Raw genomic sequence first — 19,491 nt, forward strand, 5'->3', positions numbered from 1 at the left:
AGATGATTATACACACATCCAAAAAATATCAAAAATACTTCTTATTCTCTATACTTTGTTGCGGAAGCGTATTCTTTTCTTCCTTGGTTTTCGCTGAGAGCAATAGTATTACCGACCTCAATGCCGAACAGCAAAAAGATCTCAAAAAAAAACAAGATCAAATTGATGCGATCAATGCCAAGATAAAAGCCTACAAACAAATCGTATCACTCAAACAGCGTCAAGGATCAACGCTCACCGATCAGATCACTTCTCTTGAAGCACAGGAGAAAAAGTTGGAACTTGAGATCGGTACGAACAAAGAAAAAATCATGGGTCTCGCAACCGATATCGATTCTTTGTCGAAGAGAATTGTCGAACAAGAAAATCTCTTCGATCGACAGAAAAAGATGCTCTCAGAACTCATGCGCATATACCACAGTGATTATTCCAACGAAAAAGCGCTCATGCTTTTTTCTTCTGATGAGACACTCGCATTTCTCAATCAAGAAAACTGGACTTCTCAAATGGAGAGTAAAATCAGTGAATTGCTCGAATCTATAAAAATACTCAAAGAAAGTCTCTTGAGTGAACGTGTAGATATAGAAGAAAAGAAAAAAGAAGCAGATGATATTCATGCAAAACTTTCTGAACAAGATAGTTATCTCGAAAGTACCAAAAGTACCAAAGCCTCACTCCTTGCCAAGACTGTCGCTGAACAAAAAAAATATTCATCCCTCGTCAAATCACTTGAGGAGGAACAGAGTGATATCGAAGATGAAATCAATCGATTACAAGCAGGAACATCGGGCAGTTACGAAGATATGCCCGATGCCAAGAGAGGATTACTCGAATATCCTGTCAAAAAAATTATCATAACCCAAGGATATGGTATGACTGCTTATGCGAAAAAAGGTGCTTATGGCGGAGGACCTCACAACGGTGTAGACTTTGGTATTTCTTCTGGGACACCTATCTATGCTCCGATGAGTGGAAAAGTAGTCGGTGTCGGCAGTATGTACAAAAATGGTCGTTGGTACGGATATGGACGCTGGATCGCTATTGATCACGGAAACGGCATCGTCACACTCTATGGTCACCTCAGCTCTCAATCAGTAAAAAACGGACAAAAGGTATCGACGGGGGATAAAATTGGTTCATCTGGAAATACCGGTTATTCCACTGGACCACATCTCCATTTTTCTGTTTTCTCTGCACAATCCTATAAAGTCGTTGCGTCAACTTCAGTCAAGGGTATTTCCCTGCCATACGGCGCACACGTCAATCCGATGAAATATTTGCCCTAATCTTTATGCGTAAATGTCTCGACAGACCAATCCGCACATCTTTCCATAATGGGGAAATAATTGCTGATGTTTTCCTTCCTCTTCGTCAGACGGGGAGGATAGCCATATTGGCAGGGGGTTTACCCTCGTCTCCATCACAAAATGATACACTGAGATTTCTCACAACATTCGGTTATGTAGCCATCTTTTTTCGCTATAGAGGAACGTGGGAAAGCAGGGGAAATTTTCTCGAAAAATCTCCTGCTCGAGACATCGCGGATATTCTTTCTGATTTAAAGGGGAGTCGAAAAATACACAATATTTTTCTGGAGGAAGATATCCCCATCAAAGTATCGTCCGTCACTCTCTTTGGTTCATCATTCGGGGGACCAGCAGTTCTCCTCAATTCTACGAATCCCCTCGTCAAAAAAGTTATTGCACTCTCACCTGTCCTCGACTGGCAAACGATCGAACATGGGAGCGAACCATCATCAGACCATTTCCGATTCATCGAACAAGGATATCCCGAAGCATATCGGGTAAAGAAAAGACATGATTGGAAAAAGATTCACCGTCCTGATTTTTATAATCCACTCACCAATACATCTTTGATCGATGGTAGGAAGGTGTTCATTCTACATGCCACCGACGATACAATAGTGCCAGACACGACACTACCTCTGTTCACCGAAAAAACCGGTGCCACAGTATACCTCAAGCCACGTGGCGGACACTTCGGATTACGATACATCACCCATCAGTTTTTTTGGAAGAAAATACAAAACTTTTTGGAGCAATGATAGTCGTACAAAAGAACATTCGTTTTTTTGACTTGCGACTCCCCTCGAAAAAATGAAAAATTGTAGGGGAGAGAGGAAAAGAAAAAAAGGTATCAAAACGAGTGCCTACAGGTGTACATCTATGTATCCCCAAACCGATCAAAAACGAAGAGAAACAGACATACATCGATGACTCAAAAATTTGATCAAAAATGAGTGCTCAGAGGTATACATCTATGCCTCTCCAAATCACTCAAAATGAAAAGAAAAAAATCTATAAAGAATGAATGCCTAGGAGTATACATTGATGCCTCAGAAAACAGATGATTCCCCTCGCAAAAATGAAAAATAAAAGGGGAGAGAAAATGCTCCTGAAAACGAGCATCGGAGGGTATACATCAATGTATCTGAAATACAATACAAACCGGAGTGAAAAATGATTCTCTCGATATACGAGAATACGCGCTAGAGAAATGAGAAGGAAAAGAGGTATATACGTATCACTTTTTATTCCAAACACCGTATACGCGATTATACGCATTCGTTTTGAATCGATTCGAGGACATACAAGTATCAATTACTCATATTTGGCTTATATAAGCTATATAATGAATCAATACTTCTGTTCTCTTCCTATGCTATGTCGCATAAGTTACATAATGCGACGTTGTATAAGAAATAAAAAATACTCTCTCCATTCAATACTAAACTCTTCTTTCTTACACTGATTACTACTCTTTCATTTTCTTTTTCTTCCCTCCTCTTCTCTCTACGGATCAATTTATTGGTCAAAAAAATACTTACTTTTTCTTCTTTTTATTATTCTCTTTTTTTGTTTCATTCTTGTTTACTTTACTTACACCATAACGAAAAGAAAAAGAAAATAAAAAAACCGGAAATTTTGTTGTTACAAAAAAACCGGCTTTATAAGTGATCGGGTAAAGACAGATTACACGATCTTATTTTCAGAAAAGATAGACACAGCATCCTTTCCAGATTCTTTGGAGATATAGAGTGCTCGATCGGCACTCTCGAGAGACTCTCTGTAAAGCCTATCCATTTCATCAGGCGTGGAATTTTGTTCGATACCTGACGCAGCGATACCGATACTCACAGTCACAGGAAGACAATTTTCCAGCGAAAGTCGCGTATCGATTTTCATAATCCTTCTCAGTTCATTGGCACGTTCGATGATCTGCTCTCGCGACGCATTGGCGCACAGAACAAGGAATTCGTCTCCGCCGAAACGAGCAACAATATCGCTGTCCCGATGAAATATCTTCTGAAGCAACTCCCCAAATATCAGAAGAATGAAGTCCCCCATGGCATGACCCTTGATATCGTTCACTTGCTTGAAGTGATCGAGATCGATCGCCATCAAAAATGGAGCGAAAAACGGGAGGTCATTCGTCAGCGTATACCGCTGGATCAACCCCACTTGCCGATGCAAAGCCCTCTCGAATCCTCGTCGGTTCAAGAGTTTCGTCAAAGGATCTTGAAATGCCACTTCATGCAAATCTTTCATCAGTTCTTGCATTTCGGCGTTCTTTTTCAGAACCAACACATTGTGCTGATCGTATTCTTTCAAGATATCCAACAACTCCTGGATTGTTTGGTTTTGAATACGTGTTGAATCGGCGAGCTCTTGCCTGAGTCTTTCATTCTCTTTCTGAAGATCTTCTGTCGTTGTGTTACGAACGAGGTCGGAAGAACCGGTACCACCATCTTGATCTTGCGCATGAAACATGATTATCTCCTGATTTGGTTGTAAAAGTGCTACCATATTTTAATAGCACAAAACACTCGTGTTGTCAATAGTACACGAGAGGAACTTTTCTGTTAGAATAGAGATACTATAAACAAATCTCCTTCAATATAACCCTATGCGTATTTCTTATTCTACGCTCAACAATTATCAGACCTGTCCACTGAAATACAAGTTTCGTGAGATAGATAAAATCAAAGAGCCAAAGTCCAAAGAAGCAGTTTTCGGGACGCTGATTCATGCGGTGCTGAAATATATTCATACACCAGCTATCCTTTCCCCTACTCTTGATCAGGCTCTCGATTATTATTCCAAAGGTTGGAACAGCGAGGTCTATGATGATGAAATGGAAGAGAGATCGGCATTCACGCAGGGTGTCGCTATTATACAAAAATATCTCCAAAACAATAAGCCGAACGACTATACCATCATCGATCTCGAGAGTCGATTTGCTATTGAAATCGGCAATGAACAAGATGGCATTCACACCGTATCCGGTATCATCGATCGTATCGACAAGACTGAAGATGGATACGAAATTATCGATTATAAAACGACGCGCAAGATGCCATCCCAGGATAAAGTCGACAATGATCTCCAGCTCTCTATCTATCTCCGTGCCTTCCTCGAACGATATCCGAAAGAGAAAGAACATCTGGACAAAATAACCGTCAGTCTCTACTTCGTCAAACACGGTGTGAAACTTTCTTCCAAGCGAACTAAAGAACAACTCGAACACATTGAGGAAACATTCCTCGATGTTATAAAGTCAATCGAAGAAGAAAAATTTGATCCCATCCTCTCCCCTCTTTGTGACTGGTGTGGATACCAGAATATTTGTCCGATGTGGAAGCACAAATTCGCAGAGACTCACACGGTAAAGAATGAGGAAGCCGAAAAAGCTATCAGTGAGTATCTCGATCTGAAAGGAAAACTCAGTGAAGAAAAACTCCGTCTCGGAAAACTTCAATCACTCATCCTGCAGTATATGGAACAAGAAGGTATCGATCGAGTCTTCGACGACAATGGCATTATCGCCAAATCACTTCGCAAAACATACAAATACGATGCTGATCAATTGCGTGCCATTCTCGAACCACTCGACAAATGGGAATCAGTACTCAAAGTTGATGGTGTCGCTCTCCGAAATATTCTCGCCGTCCTCCCGACACCCATCAAACAATCCGTTGAAGGTGCCAAAGTCCTCGACAAAGAAAGCGTCAGTCTCTCGGTCAAGAAGAACAAAATAGAAGTCGATGACGAACTTTCTCTCTAGAAAAAATATCGGCACAAAAGAAAAAACGCTGTCTTACCTCTTTGACTTGACAGTATTTTTTTGTTCTTGTATTATACCTATACCATAGGTATACGTATATAATACATGTTTATAAAAAAATTATGCAAGAAGAAAAAAAGAAGATCGTCATTGCCCTTCGCAAGGCCAAGACGAGTATCGAAAAGATAATCGTTCGCATCGAAGAGGAGGAGGCAGAATGCTTTCCTGCCATCCAACAGACACTCTCTGCTATAGGACTCTTGCGATCGGTGAATATGCTGATGCTCGAAAACCATATGAAACAAGCAATGACAAAACATACAGGGACAAATATCTCTGGGAAACAAATGAAGGCGCTCCAGGAAGAAATCCTGAAGATTGTCAAAACGTCTCAAGATAAATAATCATCATTATCATTCTTTTTATGAAGAAAAAATATCTCCTTCTTTTCGCTGTTTCCATAATAGGAATACTCATATTTTTTGGCGTACGTTCTTCGGAGTCCGTCTCTCTCACTGAGATGTTAGATGTGCAATCGGTCAAAACGATGAGTACTGTTCTCTCACCATTCCAGGAATCAAGAGAATTTTCCGGATTCATCCGGGGTGTCAAACAGACAGATATTGCCTCGAGTATTCCGGGATCTCTCCTCAAATTGACAAAGGAGGAAGGTGATAGTGTGTATCAAGGTGAAATAATAGCCATCATCGATGGCAGAGAGTTCTCTGCCACTGAGAAAAGTGCTGCCTCCTCTCTCCAATCAATCGAAAAAACACTGAAAGAAACGAAGAAATATTACGATCAAAAAGTAGATGAAGCAAAAACAGCACTCGACAATACGACAGGAAAATCTGAAAAAGATTCCGCAGAAGAAGCTCTCAAAAGTGCCAAACGTCTCCGTGATGCACAGATAGCAACGCTTGATACACAAAAAGAAGCGGTTGCCGGATCTCTTGCGGTCTCGCAAGCCAGTGCGTCACAGACACTTATCCGAGCACCATTTTCTGGTATCATAACGAAAAAAAATACTTCTCTCGGATCCTATATCTCTCCTGGTATATCTTTGTATTCGATTGCTTCCGAAGATGCACTGGAAGTAGTTCTGTCGATTCCAACGTCTATCGCCACTCAGGTAAAAAAAGGATCCTTGGTCTCTGTATCTAATAGCAACACGACACTTGATGGATTTGTCTTTTCGATTTCTTCTTTGTCAGAAGAATCCTCTCAGCGTTCTTCGGCTCGCATTCGATTTGCTGATAGAAATCAAAGCAATGCATTTTCTTTGAGTGAATATGTACGAGTCACCATACCTCTCGGAGAAACACGCGACGCTATCCTTATACCGGAACAGGCACTCATTTCTAAATACGATGATACGTTCGTTTTCGTGATTGAAGACAACCAGACAAAGAAATATCCAGTCGTACTCGGGAGTACTGGAAATGGAACAAGAGAAATCATTACTGGAATCACGCCTGGAATGCATATTGTCATAGAAGGACAACATACACTCTCTCATAATCAAACGGTTATAGAAACATATGTCACAGAATAATCCTCCAGAGAAACTCGGACTGGCTGGAAAGATCACTCAGATATTTCTCAAAAATACGGAATTATCGATCTTGTCCATCATTCTTCTGGCAGTATGGGGCGCGCTCTCATTTTCTCTCATGCCCAAGCAATACAACCCAGAAATCGTCGCTCCAGCATTTACCATAACGACGGATTTTCCTGGAGCCAGTGCAAGCGAGATATACGAACTCATCACACGTCCCATCGAAGACAAGGTTTTCGAGTTATCCGATATTGATGAAGTATCATCGCAGAGTTTTCCTGGAGGAAAAAGTGTCGTCATGGTAAAATTTTTCGTCGGATCAAATCGTGAAGATGCAAAAATAACACTGAACCAGAAACTTCGTGACAACATAACCACCAAACCACAGGGTGTTTCGGACCCAATGATACAATCCATAGACCCTGATGATGTGCCGATTCTCGACATTGGTCTTTCTTCTGAGACATTCTCTCCGAGCTCACTTCGTAAACTCGCGATTGATATCTCTGATACTCTCAAGCTGACAAACGGTGTTTCAAAAGTAGAAATCAAGGGTGGCTATATCAATCATCTCGAAATTACCATAGATGGAGCAAAACTCTCAGCCCTTGATCTCACACTCGATGAGGTCCTGGGCTCTCTCTCACAAGCAAATGATATCTACACGTTTGATACACTCGAAACAGACGAGCGCCATTCTATTGTGAATATCATCGGTAATATACAAAATGAGGAATCACTCAATCAAATCATTGTACGAAACAACGGGCAAACAATCGTACGTATCAGTGATATAGCCGATGTCTCATACGGACCAGGTGAGATAACTCATTACGTCAGCCGGACAGAGAAAGATGCCGAGAATTCTCCCATCGTACATATCGCTCTTTCTAAACTCCGAGGAACGAACTCAACAGTCGTATCCGAAGCATCTCTCGATACACTGGACAATCTAAAAGGAAAGCTCATACCAAACGATGTTCGTGTCGATGTATTGAATGACGAAGGTGCAATAGCCAGTGGCGAAATTTCCAAACTCACCTTTGACCTCATTAAATCAATCATTATCGTCGGAATATTGCTCTTTATTTTTCTTGGTGCAAAAAATTCTCTTATTGCTACTATATCGATCCCTCTCGTGCTCTTGGCAGTCTTTGGCACAGGATTTTTAGCAGGACAGACGATCAATAGAATCACACTTTTCGCACTTATTCTCTCTCTGGGTCTTCTCGTCGATGATGCTATCGTGGTTGTAGAAAACATCGCTCGCTATTTCCGTCTCTATCCAAATGAAAACAAATTGAAACTCATCGTACGAGCAGTCGATGAAGTTGGTGGTGCACTCGCTCTTTCCACATTCACGATGGCAATCGCTTTCATTCCGATGGCATTTGTGACTGGTATGATGGGACCATATATGGGACCGATTCCTTTCTTTGTTCCTGTGGCACTCATCGCGTCACTCCTCTTCGCTGTCACTATCAATCCATTTTTGGCGCTCCTCTTTTCCAAAGAGAAGGATAAGAAACAGACAAACAAAACGCGTTCCTACGAGTCAGGAATATTTTTCCGTATCGTAAAAAAAATTGAAGGTATCTATGCAGAGTTTCTTTCTCGTCTCTTGAGAGAGAGAAAGCGTCGGAATGTTTTCCTCGGCGGGGTTTTGATTCTTCTTATTATCTCTCTTATACTTCCACTTACTCCCCTCGTGCCATTTCGGTTATTGCCCAAGGCGAATAAAGATCAATTCTCTCTCTATGTAGACCTTCCTTCTGGTACACACATCGAACACACGAGGAAAATCACCGAAAAAATTGAGAAAATTATCCTCGAAGAATCAGAAATCACTAGTGTCGAAAGTGCCATCGGCGAATCACTTGTGGTTGATTTCAACGGGCTCTTCAAGGGAAGCTCTGGTCGCAAAGGAAGCAATCAGGCGACACTCAAAATACACTTGACACCACATAAGGATCGATCACTCGTTTCTGAAGAAATAGCCTCTAGCATCCGTGCTTCTCTTTCTCTTTTCACGAAAGGAAATCCAGATGCAGTTATTCGACTTGTCGAAGATCCACCGGGACCACCAGTTCTCGCCACATTCCTTCTCAAAATAAAGGGTGGCGATGACAGAATGCGTGAACAGATCGCTTCTGATATGACAACAGAAATACGTTCTATTTCTGGTATCGTCGATATCGATACATCCGTACTCGAGCGTGGTGCGAATATCTCCTACCGTGTCAATCATGAAAAAGCCGGGTTGCTCGGTATAGCACCAAACGATATTGTACGAACACTTCACACGGCTCTCTCCGGATCATCTATTGGTCTTTATCATGAATCTTCACGTGAAGATGTGCGAAAAGCCGAACAAGAGTATATCACGATTCGCTTTGATAAAAAATCTCGCGATAACGAAAATGATCTCTCGCTCATTCGATTGATGAGCAAGAACGGTGTGACTATCCCGCTTACAGAATTGATCGAGAAAACAGAAGAAACAGTCGATACCGCTATACTTTCCGACGATCGAGAACAGACGATTTATCTCTCAGGGGAAATGGAGGGGCGAAGCATTATCTACGCCGTCATCGATCTTTTTCCAAAACTGCTCTCCTATGAAATACCCGGAACATCACTTAAACGTGTTTCTTGGTCACTTCTCGGTGCAGTGTATGAGGATACGGTCACCCACAAACACTATACGATCGAAATCGGTGGTGAATGGAAACTGACACTTGAAGTCTTCCGTGATCTCGGTATCGCTATGGGACTCGCTCTTTTTCTCATCTATTTCATTCTTGCTGCAAAAACCGAATCGTTGTTTATTCCTCTTCTTATCATGGTCAGTATCCCGCTTGCTCTCATCGGAGTCTTGCCTGGATTCGCTCTGCTTCAGTCTTTCAAGGGAACCTATTTCAACGCGACATCAATGATCGGCGTCATCGCTCTTGCTGGTCTCGCCGTGAAAAATGCTGTCATCTATCTCGAATATCTCGAACCACTCAAAAAATCAGGAAAGAAAATCGAGGAAGCGCTCGTGGAGACTGGACGAGTTCGGCTCCTCCCTATCGCCCTTACATCACTCGCTGCTATTCTCGGATCATTCACTATCGTCAGTGATCCAGTTTGGGAAGGTCTCGGATGGTCTATTATTTTTGGTCTCACAGCATCGACGTTCCTCACTCTTATCGTCTTCCCTCTGGTATATTTCATCTTCGCACGAAAAAAGTGGTATAATGAAACAAAAGAAGAATAATTCAATAAGCATGAATCTATGTCACTCTACAGAATGGATATATCCACATGGTCAGTCGAACGCACGATGTTTGCCTTCGGAGGATTACTCGTTATCATTTTTTCTCTCTTGGCACTCTCAGTAAACGATGCTTTTGTTTACGGGGCACTATTCATCGGTATAATGTTCAGCGTTTTCGCTCTCACTGGATATTGCCCAGGAGCCATTATTGTTGCCAAGATACTGAAAAAATAATAGAAATACTTTTTCTTTTCGGGCTCCGTATTCCACTCTTTCATCAAATTGTATGAAACAAATCTCTCTTGTCATTCCTGCCTATAATGAAGCGGACAATATCCGTCCCATGTATGATGCTCTACAAAAATCTCTCTCGTCTATCAAGGATCGATATGAATTTGAAATTCTTTTTATCAATGACGGAAGTAAAGATACGACGAGGGAAGAGGTAGCGAAGTTAGAGAACGAAAATACTCAAGTGAAATGTATTGATTTCTCACGAAACTTCGGTAAAGAAATAGCAACAACAGCCGGACTCAATCACTGTACCGGTGACGCGTGCATCATGATCGATGCTGATCTCCAGCATCCAGCAGAACGTATCCCTGATTTCATCACGAAATGGGAAGAGGGTTTCGATGTCGTCGTCGGTATACGAAAAGAAAACAAGAGTGATTCTTGGATCAAAAAAACAGGGAGCTTGATATTCTATACTCTCTTGAACAAAATATCTGATATAGAAATCATTCCCAATACAACCGACTTCCGACTCCTCGATCGAGCCGTCATAGATGCATTCAACTGTTTCACTGAAACCAAACGTCTCACCAGGGGTCTCATAGATTGGCTCGGGTTCAGACGCGCATACATCACCTTTGATGCTCACGAACGCTTGCACGGAACAGCCTCCTATAGCGTCTGGAAGCTTACCAAACTCGCTTTGCACAGTTTTATGTCTCTCAGCCTCTTTCCACTCAAAATGGCCGGGTATATCGGTATTATCATCACATTCATCTCTTTTGTTTCTGGTTCATATATCTTTCTGGGGAAATATTTTTTCGATTGGTATTGGGCGCTCACCTTTTCTGATTCTGAAGACCTCGCTATCTTCATTGTGTTCCTCGTAGGTATTCTCCTCATGTCTATCGGACTGATTTCTCTCTACGTTGCAAACATTCACGAGGAAGTCATCAAACGACCTCTCTATATAGTACGGAAAAATCGATCATAGAAAAGCAAGAGATACCGATTAATTCGATATTTCTTATTTCTAGACCTATTCCTTATCAGTAAATACAACCAATCGTTTTGAATAATTCTTCGAATCTTTATCCCATACCCCCTCACAAGTAATCAGATTCAGATGTGATTGTTCGTCATCTGAACTGAATATGTCGCTTGTATCAATGCTCGGATCATATATCCGCCATTCGCGCACGATAAAAGTGTTGATTGTTCCGGTTGCGTTTTCAACAGATACCGTATCTCCGATTTCAAGTGTGCTCAGATTATCAAACACTGAACCCTCCCCGTTTTTCCAAGTGCCGTAGTGTCCATCAATAACAGCGCTCCCGACATCTCCTGGACGTGGACCCTCACGAAACCATCCAACAGTATGTGGCCCATTTGGTACTGCCATTGTTCCGCTTTGCGTAACGCCCATCTGATCTATCATGGCATCGACACCGATCTTGGGAATTCGTAAACGCACTGGTAACGGAGACAGTGTTTCATCTTCTTGGTCAAGATCTGAAGAGATGATATTTGTTGTCTGAACAGCAACAGGGCTATTCTCTTTCTCAAAAAAAACAAGGGGAGAAAAGATACCTATTCCACAAACGAGACCACTCCCAAGAAGAAGCCAAAAGATTTTGTGTCGCACTGTCATCTTCATAGATATCGTTTTTATAAAGAGAGAGTCAAACCAGAATCGGAGTGGCTCTTTTTATTTCCTCTCAGACTGTCTCGCATCATTTCTCCTACTGACGAGCAGTCAATGATGCAGTACAAACCGGTTCAGTAATCTGGTTATTATCCATCGTCACCTGGGTATGTGCCCAAGCTCGCCCTTGCAGGCTCGCACCATTGGCAAGTGAAATAAGTCCTGTATTGGTGAGAATGCTTCCGACAATGGCTGAATTTGTGCCGATTGTCATAGAAGTAGGGATTTGCCAAAATACATTACACGGGGTAGCTCCATTGATTAAACGCACTTGTGCCGTACCCGATGTCGTGATGCTTGATGAACTACGAAAAATATAGACACCAGCACCATTCAGAGTCAGTGTGCCGTTGAGCGTCGTTGCTCCTATGGTATACACGCCAGGTGTCACAGTATTCGTACCAGCCAGATCGAGTGATCCTGTCGCTGATTCTCCTGCGAGATCACCATACGCGGAAGCGATAGCGTTCACGACAGCGACATTGCCGGCTCCATCTATCGTACCGGCTACTTGTGAACTGATGAGTCCAGGGTGGAGGAAGGCATTATCACCTACATCTCCCCAAACGTGTGTACCTGAACCAGTATTGGTGATTCCTGCATTACCAAAGACCGAATAGCCAGTAGCCACCCCGAGGTTTGGAGCAGTGGCCGCTTGTGCTCTCTGCTCTGAAAAGACGAAAGCACAGAGTGTGAAAGCAGTGACTATCAAAATTTTATTGGATAATTTCATTATTTTTTCATTATCAATTACAGAAACAAGTACAAAAAAACAGAGGTTTTCAGTCCTGTACTTTCAGCGCTCTATTCAATTATATTTGATTGTGTAGTTAGTATGACACGGCCACACGCAGAAGATTAGAAAAAATGTAAATAAAAAAAATGTAAGAAAAAGTAATGAACCTACTATCGACATATCCTTCTTTATGTCCACAGTAGCATAGTCTGAAAGAACCTCCTAACTTTCACCGACCTAGAAAGAAAGTTCCTTCAGAAGATCATTCAGATCAAGCGAGGCCATGCCGACGACCGTATCACCGCCACCATAGTAGATGACAAGTTTCTTACCCATGATGATCGATCCGCACGGGAAAACAACGTTTGGTACGATCCCCTCTTTTTCGTATGACATTTCTGGTTCGAAGAGTGGTGTACGCGATCGTCCGATCACTTTTTCTGGATGCTTCAGATCAAGCAGTGCTGCTCCGACTCGATAGGTATGGTCGACAGAAGAAACACCGTGGTAAATGAGGAGCCAGCCTTTCTTGGTTTTGAGAGGAGTCGACGAGAGACCAACTTTCAGATCATCCCACATGTTGATACGCGGAGAGAGGATAGGTCTCTTCACGAAGAAATGCTCTCCATCGAAATCATCGAGACTTTGAATATAATTCAGATGAATAGAAGGCTGGACACGGTGAATGAAAACATATTGACCATCGATCTTCTCTGGAAAAATAGCCGCATCTTTGTTATCAACTTCCGCACTCGAAAGAAGAATTGGTTTGGTAAATTTCTCGAATTTTCGATGGAGAAAATCTTTGACAGCAATACTCGTCATCGCCACTCTCGGTGGATTCACTGCATCGAAAGCCGTATAACACATATAGTACGTCGAACCGATTTTGGTAAATCGTGCATCTTCACAACCCGAATTGCCAGGATTTTTCTTTTGCTCAAAATCTTCACGCGGACTATAAATAGGAATCGGTAATCGCTCATCAATATGAACACCATCTTTGCTCACAGCATATCCAAAACGTGATGTCCCATCGAATCCTTGAGCACGATAGACAATATGCACCTTGCCATCCTCATACATCGCAGCGGGATTGTATACTGCCATCGCTTCCCATTCATGCTCTGGAATTGGAGAGAGGATCGGGTTTTCTTCCGCACGATCGAAACGAAGAGAGCTTTCCTTGGCAAGCATTTCCCGAAGCAGTCCCGAAAGCGAAACCGTCGCACGACAGACTGTCGTATCAGCTGCACCATAGTAGATATGCACTTCATCTTCTTCTATATACGCCCCGGAAGGGAAAACGATATCAGGAATCATTCCATAATGCTCGTATTCTTCCTGTGGCACCATGAGTGGTGTCGGTGTCCGTCCGATGATCTTGCGAGGATTATGGAGATCGAGGAGAACAGCTTCGATACCAAATACCTGATCTGATTTCCCATAGTGATAGATATGAGAATAGATAAGTAACCATCCTGCTTTTGTTTTGAGTGGCGGAGCTCCGATTTCGACGTGATCATCGAGTGTCTTATGGAGATCGAGAGCATGTTCTGGAAGTTCTTTGTACCATTTGTTCCAATATGCTTCCGACCACATATCTGATTCTTTTTCGAAACTTGCAAGAGCGATTGTCACAGGTGGCTGGTCAGTATTGGCACTGAGAAGCGCCATCATTTTCCCATCGATCTTCTCCGGAAAAAGCGTCATCGCTTTGGAATTGAAATTCGTCACATGATGCCTACTTTTTATTGTCTTCAAATCTTTGGTCGTGACGAGTCCTACTGTGATACCCGCTGGCGAAAAAGGATACGTCGCGAGTGCGGTATAGAAGATATAAAACGTATCACCGAGTTTCGTCACACGAGGATCTTCACAACCATATTGTTCCCACGGTTCTTCGGGGACGACAAACTGCGTGTAATCATTGAAATGTATCCCATCATCACTCACTGCGTGTCCGACGGTCGAGAGTGAGAGCATCGCTCCATGATGGAGTTCTGGTGTCGCGAGCGCTCGATAGAAAATATGAACTTTCTTCCCCTGTTTGATTGGTGAACCATTGAAAGCAGCGAGATTTTCCCACATATTTTGACTCATGGGGAGTACGACAGGATTTTCTGGAGAGCGAACGAGTGAGTACATAGGCTAATACAGACAAAAATTATGCATTGGTAAGTGTTTTCTTCAAAGTCGTCATCGTGACCTTTCCAGTGGTAGTGAGCTGATCCAAGAATTCTCCGAGCGGTGCGGTAGCGACAGCGACCGTCGTGTCAGCTCCACCATAATAGACAAAAAGTGTCTCATCTTTGATTACTGCTCCACAGACATACACGACACCAGATTTCAATCCTTCATTCTCATAATGTTCGTCTGGTTCGAGTATTGGTTCGACGCAACGAGCGAGGATTTTCTCAGGATCATTCTGATCGAGGAGCATCGCGCCTACCTTGTAACGATTCGGGTCATTCTGATCCATTGCGTGATAGAGTACGAGCCAGCCCTGATCCGTCTTGAGAGGAGTCGCACCGACACCTCGGACAATGTTATCCCACTGACTCTTGTCGGTATAGTGTTGCTTGGTATGATAGCTATCGATGAGAAGTGATTCGTCATCGAGAGAAGCGACATAGTCGATAGATATTTTGGGCGAAATACTGTGAAGTACAGCATAATGACCATTGATTTTTTCTGGGAAAATAACCCAGTTCTTCTGAATCTGCCCAGGACGAGAGATGAGTCGTGGCGCTTCCCATTCCCATACTTTGTTCACGAAATTCTCCGTAGTAATGGAAGTCAGTGCCACTCCTGGTGGATTGTATCCATTGAACGAAATGTAAATCATATAAATCTTGTCCTCGATTTGCGTCAAACGAGGATCCTCACAGCCACCCCATCCTCCACCAGAAATACACGGGAACGGATGCTTGTTTTTTTTGAAATCTTGATTGAGAAAATAGACAGGGTCTGTAGAACGTTCATCGATATGAACACCATCACTACTCCCTGCATAACCAAAGACGGAAATATTATCAAATCCTTGTGCCCGATAGATCAGATGCACCTTGTCATTCAAATAGAGTGCAGCAGGATTGAATGTTGCCATCGATTCCCATGCATTTTCTTTGTTTGGTTCGAGAATAGGATTCTTCGCAGACCGAGTGAGAGGCTTAGTCACACGAGGTTTCTTGGTAGTCTTCGTGAGTGGTTTTTTGACAGTTTTTCTTGGCAGTTTGTTGTCCAGATCGACATCATAGGCGAGTTTCTCGGAGAATACTTCACCTCGTCCGTGTTCGAAATAGGCAACAAAAGCATTTTTCGTCTGGATGATTCCAAGTACTTTAATTTTGTTGGTAATCCAATCAATAGGCTGTTCCCAGAGAGGGTGCGCAGATCGCCATACGATTCTTCCTGGAGCCTGCTTATCAAAAAGCACGACACCGAGACAGAGCTTCTTGCGTGCATTTTTGGCAGTATAGAACAGTGCGATATGTTCACCGACATTCAACACTCGAGCAACTCGGAGAGCACTGTGATCAAAACGATTCTTCCGTGGTCGCATGAGGGCATCCGGCATAATGTGCCACTGATTGAGATTGGCAGAAGTCGCAATTCTGATGGAGGTGTTTCCGAAATAAAGAATATGGTGTTTTTCGAAAAGATATTCCGGCACTACCATACCGAAAGAATTCACCCCAGTAATGAGGGACTGTTTCTGAAACTGAATACCTTTGTGAGAAGTCGCTCCGTAGAGATGTGTACGGAGATGATGATCTCGCTTGGTATAGGTCATGAAATAGCGATTCTCTGCTATTTTGGTCGTCGCCATTTCATCGATATGCAGAGAATCTTCACGATGACGGAAGAACGCAGTATCGATCTTGAGATGTTTGGGAGAGTCGACAAAAGAAGAACCATTGGAACTTTCTTTCATTCTGAAAAAATATTCTTTCTTTCCTGAAAAAGAATAAATCAAACGGAACAGTCCGTTTTTACTGTATAAATCGAGACCACGAATAGGTGGTGTTTGTTGCATATTTTTTTGTTTTTCTTCCACGTCGACAATACTGTTTTGATATTGAAATGAAATATACCCTATCTTTTGTACGGTTTCTTTCACACCCGTATCATACAATATTTTTTTCGAAAAATCAAAGGGTTCTGTACAAAAATAGAGTCAGAAAGATCTCCTAAGCGACCAACTGAGTACACTGCGAGCAACGCTTGGCAGACTTGGGTATTTCACTCAGACATTCAGGACATTTCATCGTCGCAGGATCTGCAGGCGCTCCTTTGTGAGAACGCGCAACCAGCATATTCATCGGTTTCACCACAAAGAAGAAGATAGCAGCAGAAATGAGAACGAATGAAATGAGCGCATTCAAGAAATGTCCGATAAGGAACTTGCTCCCATTCAAGGTAAATATGAGATTGGAGAAATCAGGTACCGTGACGATAGCAGCGATGAATGGTGTGAGAATATCTGCTACGAGAGCGGTCACGATAGTACCGAAGGCTGCACCAATGACGACACCGACAGCGAGATCGACGACATTGCCTCGGAGGAGAAATTGTTTGAATTCTTTGAACATGCTTTTTTGTCTTATAGGTCAATTATATTCAAGTAAATAATACAACAACCGTGGAAATATGTACAAAATCAATGAGAGAGAATATGAGTTTGTCTACTTCCAGATACTGATGACAAAAACAAGGATCATGGCGATACCGAGCAAGAGTTTGATGACGGTACCAGCGAGAAACCCAAGTATTGAACCCATGCCGGCTCGGAGAGAGGCTTGCGCATCCTGTTTGGCGACAAAGAATTCTCCGACGATAGCTCCGATAAAAATACCGAGGAGAAGTCCGATAAAATTGAGTACGATAAAACCGAGAATACCTCCGAATATCGCTCCGAGACTTCCCCATTTACTCGCACCATATCGCTTCGCACCGTACGCCGAAGCCAGATAATCGATAGCGATCGAGAAAACTGCCACGACACCGAGAACGCTGAGCGTCACCGCTCCGACCGTATCAATACCGAAATACAAAGCATAGAGAAGTATGCTCGTAAAAATAAGCCCTACCCCAGGAAGAGCTGGAAGAATGATACCAAAAAGCCCCACTGCAAAAAGTACAATAACAGCAATAATGATTCCTATATCCATATATCTATTCTATTACTTGAAGAAGAATGGATGAAAAGCAACTCCGAGATAGTACGGCCAGATGATGACAGCAAACACTCCCTGCAAAAATGTCAGGTGCAAAAAACCGATAGTGAATATCCACGCTGCTATCCACATTCCTCCTGAGAACGCATGATTTTCAATTTTGATCTTGTCCATACTTTTATACTAAATTTTACTGATTAAATATACGTGTTCTATTACTATGAGAGAATATTTTTTCTTCCATGAGAAAGCTCGGAAAACTTGGACGCCATAGTGGGATTGCCACGTGTCAATTTTTTGATAGTCAGGTCTTCTGCTTTGTTATTGGCGAGACGGAGATTATTCTCTGATGAGAGGAGGGCGTCTTTGGTTTTTTGGAGATGATCGATGGTCTTGTCGATTTCTTCTATCGCTACCTTGAAACGACTCGAGGCGAGCTGATAATTCTTCGCAAAACCTTCCTTGAACGTATTCATATTCTCCTCAAAGTTCGTGATGTCGATGTTCTGATTTCGCACGAGAGCAAGCTCGGCTTTGTACTGGAGAGAATTCATCGATGCATTGCGAAGCAGTGTGATGATAGGGATGAAAAACTGCGGACGCACGACATACATTTTCTCATATTTATGAGAAACATCGACGATACCCGTGTTGTAAAGCTCGTTCTCAGCTTCGAGGAGGGTCACGAGGACAGCGTACTCACATTTCTTCTCTGTGCGATCTTTATCGAGTTCACGAAAGAAGTCTTCGTTCTTGTGTTTAGTAGCCGTCTCATCCCCTTCATTTTTCATTTCGAACATGATAGAGATGATTTCATTCCCCATTTCATCAGCCTCACGATAGATATAGTCTCCCTTGCTTCCTGTTTTTGCATCATTGTCTTTCTCAAAATAGGCATGCTGGAAGCCCGTAGCACGGAGCTTGTTGAATTCCGTCTCACAGTGTTGCTCGAGCGTCTCACCGATCATTTTCGTACTGAGCTTCAGTTTCATATCTTTCAATCGTTCGATGGTCTCGTCTTTCAGTTTCAGGTCACCCTCATATTTTTCTTTGAGTGAGCTCGTGAGAAGTTGTTTCTCGGTCTCCTTGCTTTTCAATTTTCCTGCGAGTTCATCTCGTTCTTTTTCGATACTGTTGATTGCTTCAGTGACTGCGAGCTTCTTCTCGAGTTCTGCATTGCTCATTCTCGCTTTCATCTCTGCGAGCTCTGTTTCTTTCTCCGATGCGAGTAGAGCGAGTGCACGATCTTTCTCAGCTTTCACTGCAACGAGCTCTGCCTCTTTCCGAGCGAGGTCTCCCTGGAGAGCATTTTGGAGAGTAGCCTCAGCGAGTTTGATGGCACTTTCTTTTTCTTTCTCTGCGATACGCGATCGCTCATTCAATTCTTCCTCGAACTGATGGTCACGAATCTGTTTCAGAATATCGGCAAAGCCAGCCTCATCGACTTTGAACGTTTTCTTACAGTGTGGACAAACGATATCATTCATATTTTTTCTCATTTTTATCAAAATTTTCTCTCTTCAGATTATATCACAATTCCACGGCCGCCCGCCTAGACTCGCCTCGATTCAAATCGAAGTGGGCGTCGAGGCTGGTGAGATTATGAATGAAATCGGTATTATAGGTTTACGAGAAGTGACCTGACTTTTCTTCCTTCCTCTTTACATCTTCTCTATTGACAAAGGCTCATATTCTGCTATACTGTAATTATTCAGACGAAAAGGGATCCGAACG

General features: G+C 42.6%; 17 protein-coding genes. 8 read left to right on the top strand and 9 right to left on the bottom strand.

Going from position 1 to position 19,491, the window contains the following annotated elements; translation table 11 throughout:
* Window positions 1–2 precede the first annotated feature (2 nt).
* Both PHH40_01530 and PHH40_01535 read left to right on the top strand, forming a co-directional pair.
* Window positions 3–1,286, top strand: a complete 1,284-nt coding sequence (locus tag PHH40_01530) for a peptidoglycan DD-metalloendopeptidase family protein (protein ID MDD2766430.1) — start codon at window positions 3–5, stop codon at window positions 1,284–1,286.
* A gap of 5 nt (window positions 1,287–1,291) precedes the next feature.
* A complete protein-coding gene (locus PHH40_01535; protein ID MDD2766431.1) occupies window positions 1,292–2,065 on the top strand; it encodes an alpha/beta hydrolase in 774 nt (257 codons plus the stop codon).
* A 928-nt stretch (window positions 2,066–2,993) separates the two neighbouring features.
* On the opposite strand, the gene PHH40_01540 is transcribed toward PHH40_01535, so the two are convergent.
* Window positions 2,994–3,827, bottom strand: a complete 834-nt coding sequence (locus PHH40_01540; protein ID MDD2766432.1) for a GGDEF domain-containing protein — start codon at window positions 3,825–3,827, stop codon at window positions 2,994–2,996.
* A gap of 100 nt (window positions 3,828–3,927) precedes the next feature.
* Here PHH40_01540 and PHH40_01545 point away from each other — a divergent pair, with 100 nt between their 5' ends.
* The 6 genes from PHH40_01545 (at window position 3,928) to PHH40_01570 (ending at window position 11,130) form a co-directional block, all read left to right on the top strand.
* Window positions 3,928–5,085, top strand: a complete 1,158-nt coding sequence (locus PHH40_01545) for a PD-(D/E)XK nuclease family protein (protein ID MDD2766433.1) — start codon at window positions 3,928–3,930, stop codon at window positions 5,083–5,085.
* A gap of 122 nt (window positions 5,086–5,207) precedes the next feature.
* Complete coding sequence (locus tag PHH40_01550; protein ID MDD2766434.1) at window positions 5,208–5,489, top strand: metal-sensing transcriptional repressor; 282 nt, start codon at window positions 5,208–5,210, stop codon at window positions 5,487–5,489.
* Between the two features lie 20 nt (window positions 5,490–5,509).
* Complete coding sequence (locus tag PHH40_01555) at window positions 5,510–6,640, top strand: efflux RND transporter periplasmic adaptor subunit (protein ID MDD2766435.1); 1,131 nt, start codon at window positions 5,510–5,512, stop codon at window positions 6,638–6,640.
* Entirely contained in the window at window positions 6,627–9,902 is a 3,276-nt protein-coding gene (locus tag PHH40_01560; protein MDD2766436.1) for an efflux RND transporter permease subunit, read from the top strand. Before PHH40_01555 ends, PHH40_01560 begins: the two co-directional genes overlap by 14 nt.
* A gap of 18 nt (window positions 9,903–9,920) precedes the next feature.
* Window positions 9,921–10,136, top strand: a complete 216-nt coding sequence (locus tag PHH40_01565) for a DUF2892 domain-containing protein (GenBank protein ID MDD2766437.1) — start codon at window positions 9,921–9,923, stop codon at window positions 10,134–10,136.
* A gap of 52 nt (window positions 10,137–10,188) precedes the next feature.
* Window positions 10,189–11,130: a glycosyltransferase family 2 protein gene (locus tag PHH40_01570; GenBank protein ID MDD2766438.1), complete on the top strand. Its 942-nt coding sequence runs from the start codon at window positions 10,189–10,191 to the stop codon at window positions 11,128–11,130.
* Window positions 11,131–11,175: 45 nt separating this feature from the next.
* On the opposite strand, the gene PHH40_01575 is transcribed toward PHH40_01570, so the two are convergent.
* From PHH40_01575 to PHH40_01610, 8 genes are all read right to left on the bottom strand, one after another.
* Window positions 11,176–11,793 carry a class F sortase gene (locus PHH40_01575; GenBank protein ID MDD2766439.1) on the bottom strand — a complete coding sequence of 206 codons (618 nt, stop codon included), beginning with the start codon at window positions 11,791–11,793 and terminating at the stop codon, window positions 11,176–11,178.
* Window positions 11,794–11,878: 85 nt separating this feature from the next.
* A complete protein-coding gene (locus tag PHH40_01580; GenBank protein MDD2766440.1) occupies window positions 11,879–12,574 on the bottom strand; it encodes an ice-binding family protein in 696 nt (231 codons plus the stop codon).
* A gap of 240 nt (window positions 12,575–12,814) precedes the next feature.
* On the bottom strand, window positions 12,815–14,725 hold the full coding sequence (locus PHH40_01585) for a hypothetical protein (protein MDD2766441.1): 1,911 nt from the start codon (window positions 14,723–14,725) through the stop codon (window positions 12,815–12,817).
* Between the two features lie 19 nt (window positions 14,726–14,744).
* On the bottom strand, window positions 14,745–16,616 hold the full coding sequence (locus PHH40_01590) for a hypothetical protein (protein ID MDD2766442.1): 1,872 nt from the start codon (window positions 16,614–16,616) through the stop codon (window positions 14,745–14,747).
* 154 nt (window positions 16,617–16,770) lie between these two features.
* Window positions 16,771–17,172 carry a large conductance mechanosensitive channel protein MscL gene (gene mscL / locus PHH40_01595; protein MDD2766443.1) on the bottom strand — a complete coding sequence of 134 codons (402 nt, stop codon included), beginning with the start codon at window positions 17,170–17,172 and terminating at the stop codon, window positions 16,771–16,773.
* A 93-nt stretch (window positions 17,173–17,265) separates the two neighbouring features.
* Window positions 17,266–17,751: a DUF456 domain-containing protein gene (locus PHH40_01600; protein MDD2766444.1), complete on the bottom strand. Its 486-nt coding sequence runs from the start codon at window positions 17,749–17,751 to the stop codon at window positions 17,266–17,268.
* Between the two features lie 12 nt (window positions 17,752–17,763).
* A complete protein-coding gene (locus PHH40_01605; protein MDD2766445.1) occupies window positions 17,764–17,931 on the bottom strand; it encodes a hypothetical protein in 168 nt (55 codons plus the stop codon).
* 44 nt (window positions 17,932–17,975) lie between these two features.
* Window positions 17,976–19,244, bottom strand: a complete 1,269-nt coding sequence (locus tag PHH40_01610) for a DUF2130 domain-containing protein (GenBank protein ID MDD2766446.1) — start codon at window positions 19,242–19,244, stop codon at window positions 17,976–17,978.
* Window positions 19,245–19,491: the final 247 nt, after the last annotated feature.

It is taken from the genome of Candidatus Moraniibacteriota bacterium, from assembly GCA_028688415.1.
In the GTDB taxonomy this organism is placed as follows: domain Bacteria; phylum Patescibacteriota; class Minisyncoccia; order Moranbacterales; family UBA1568; genus UBA1568.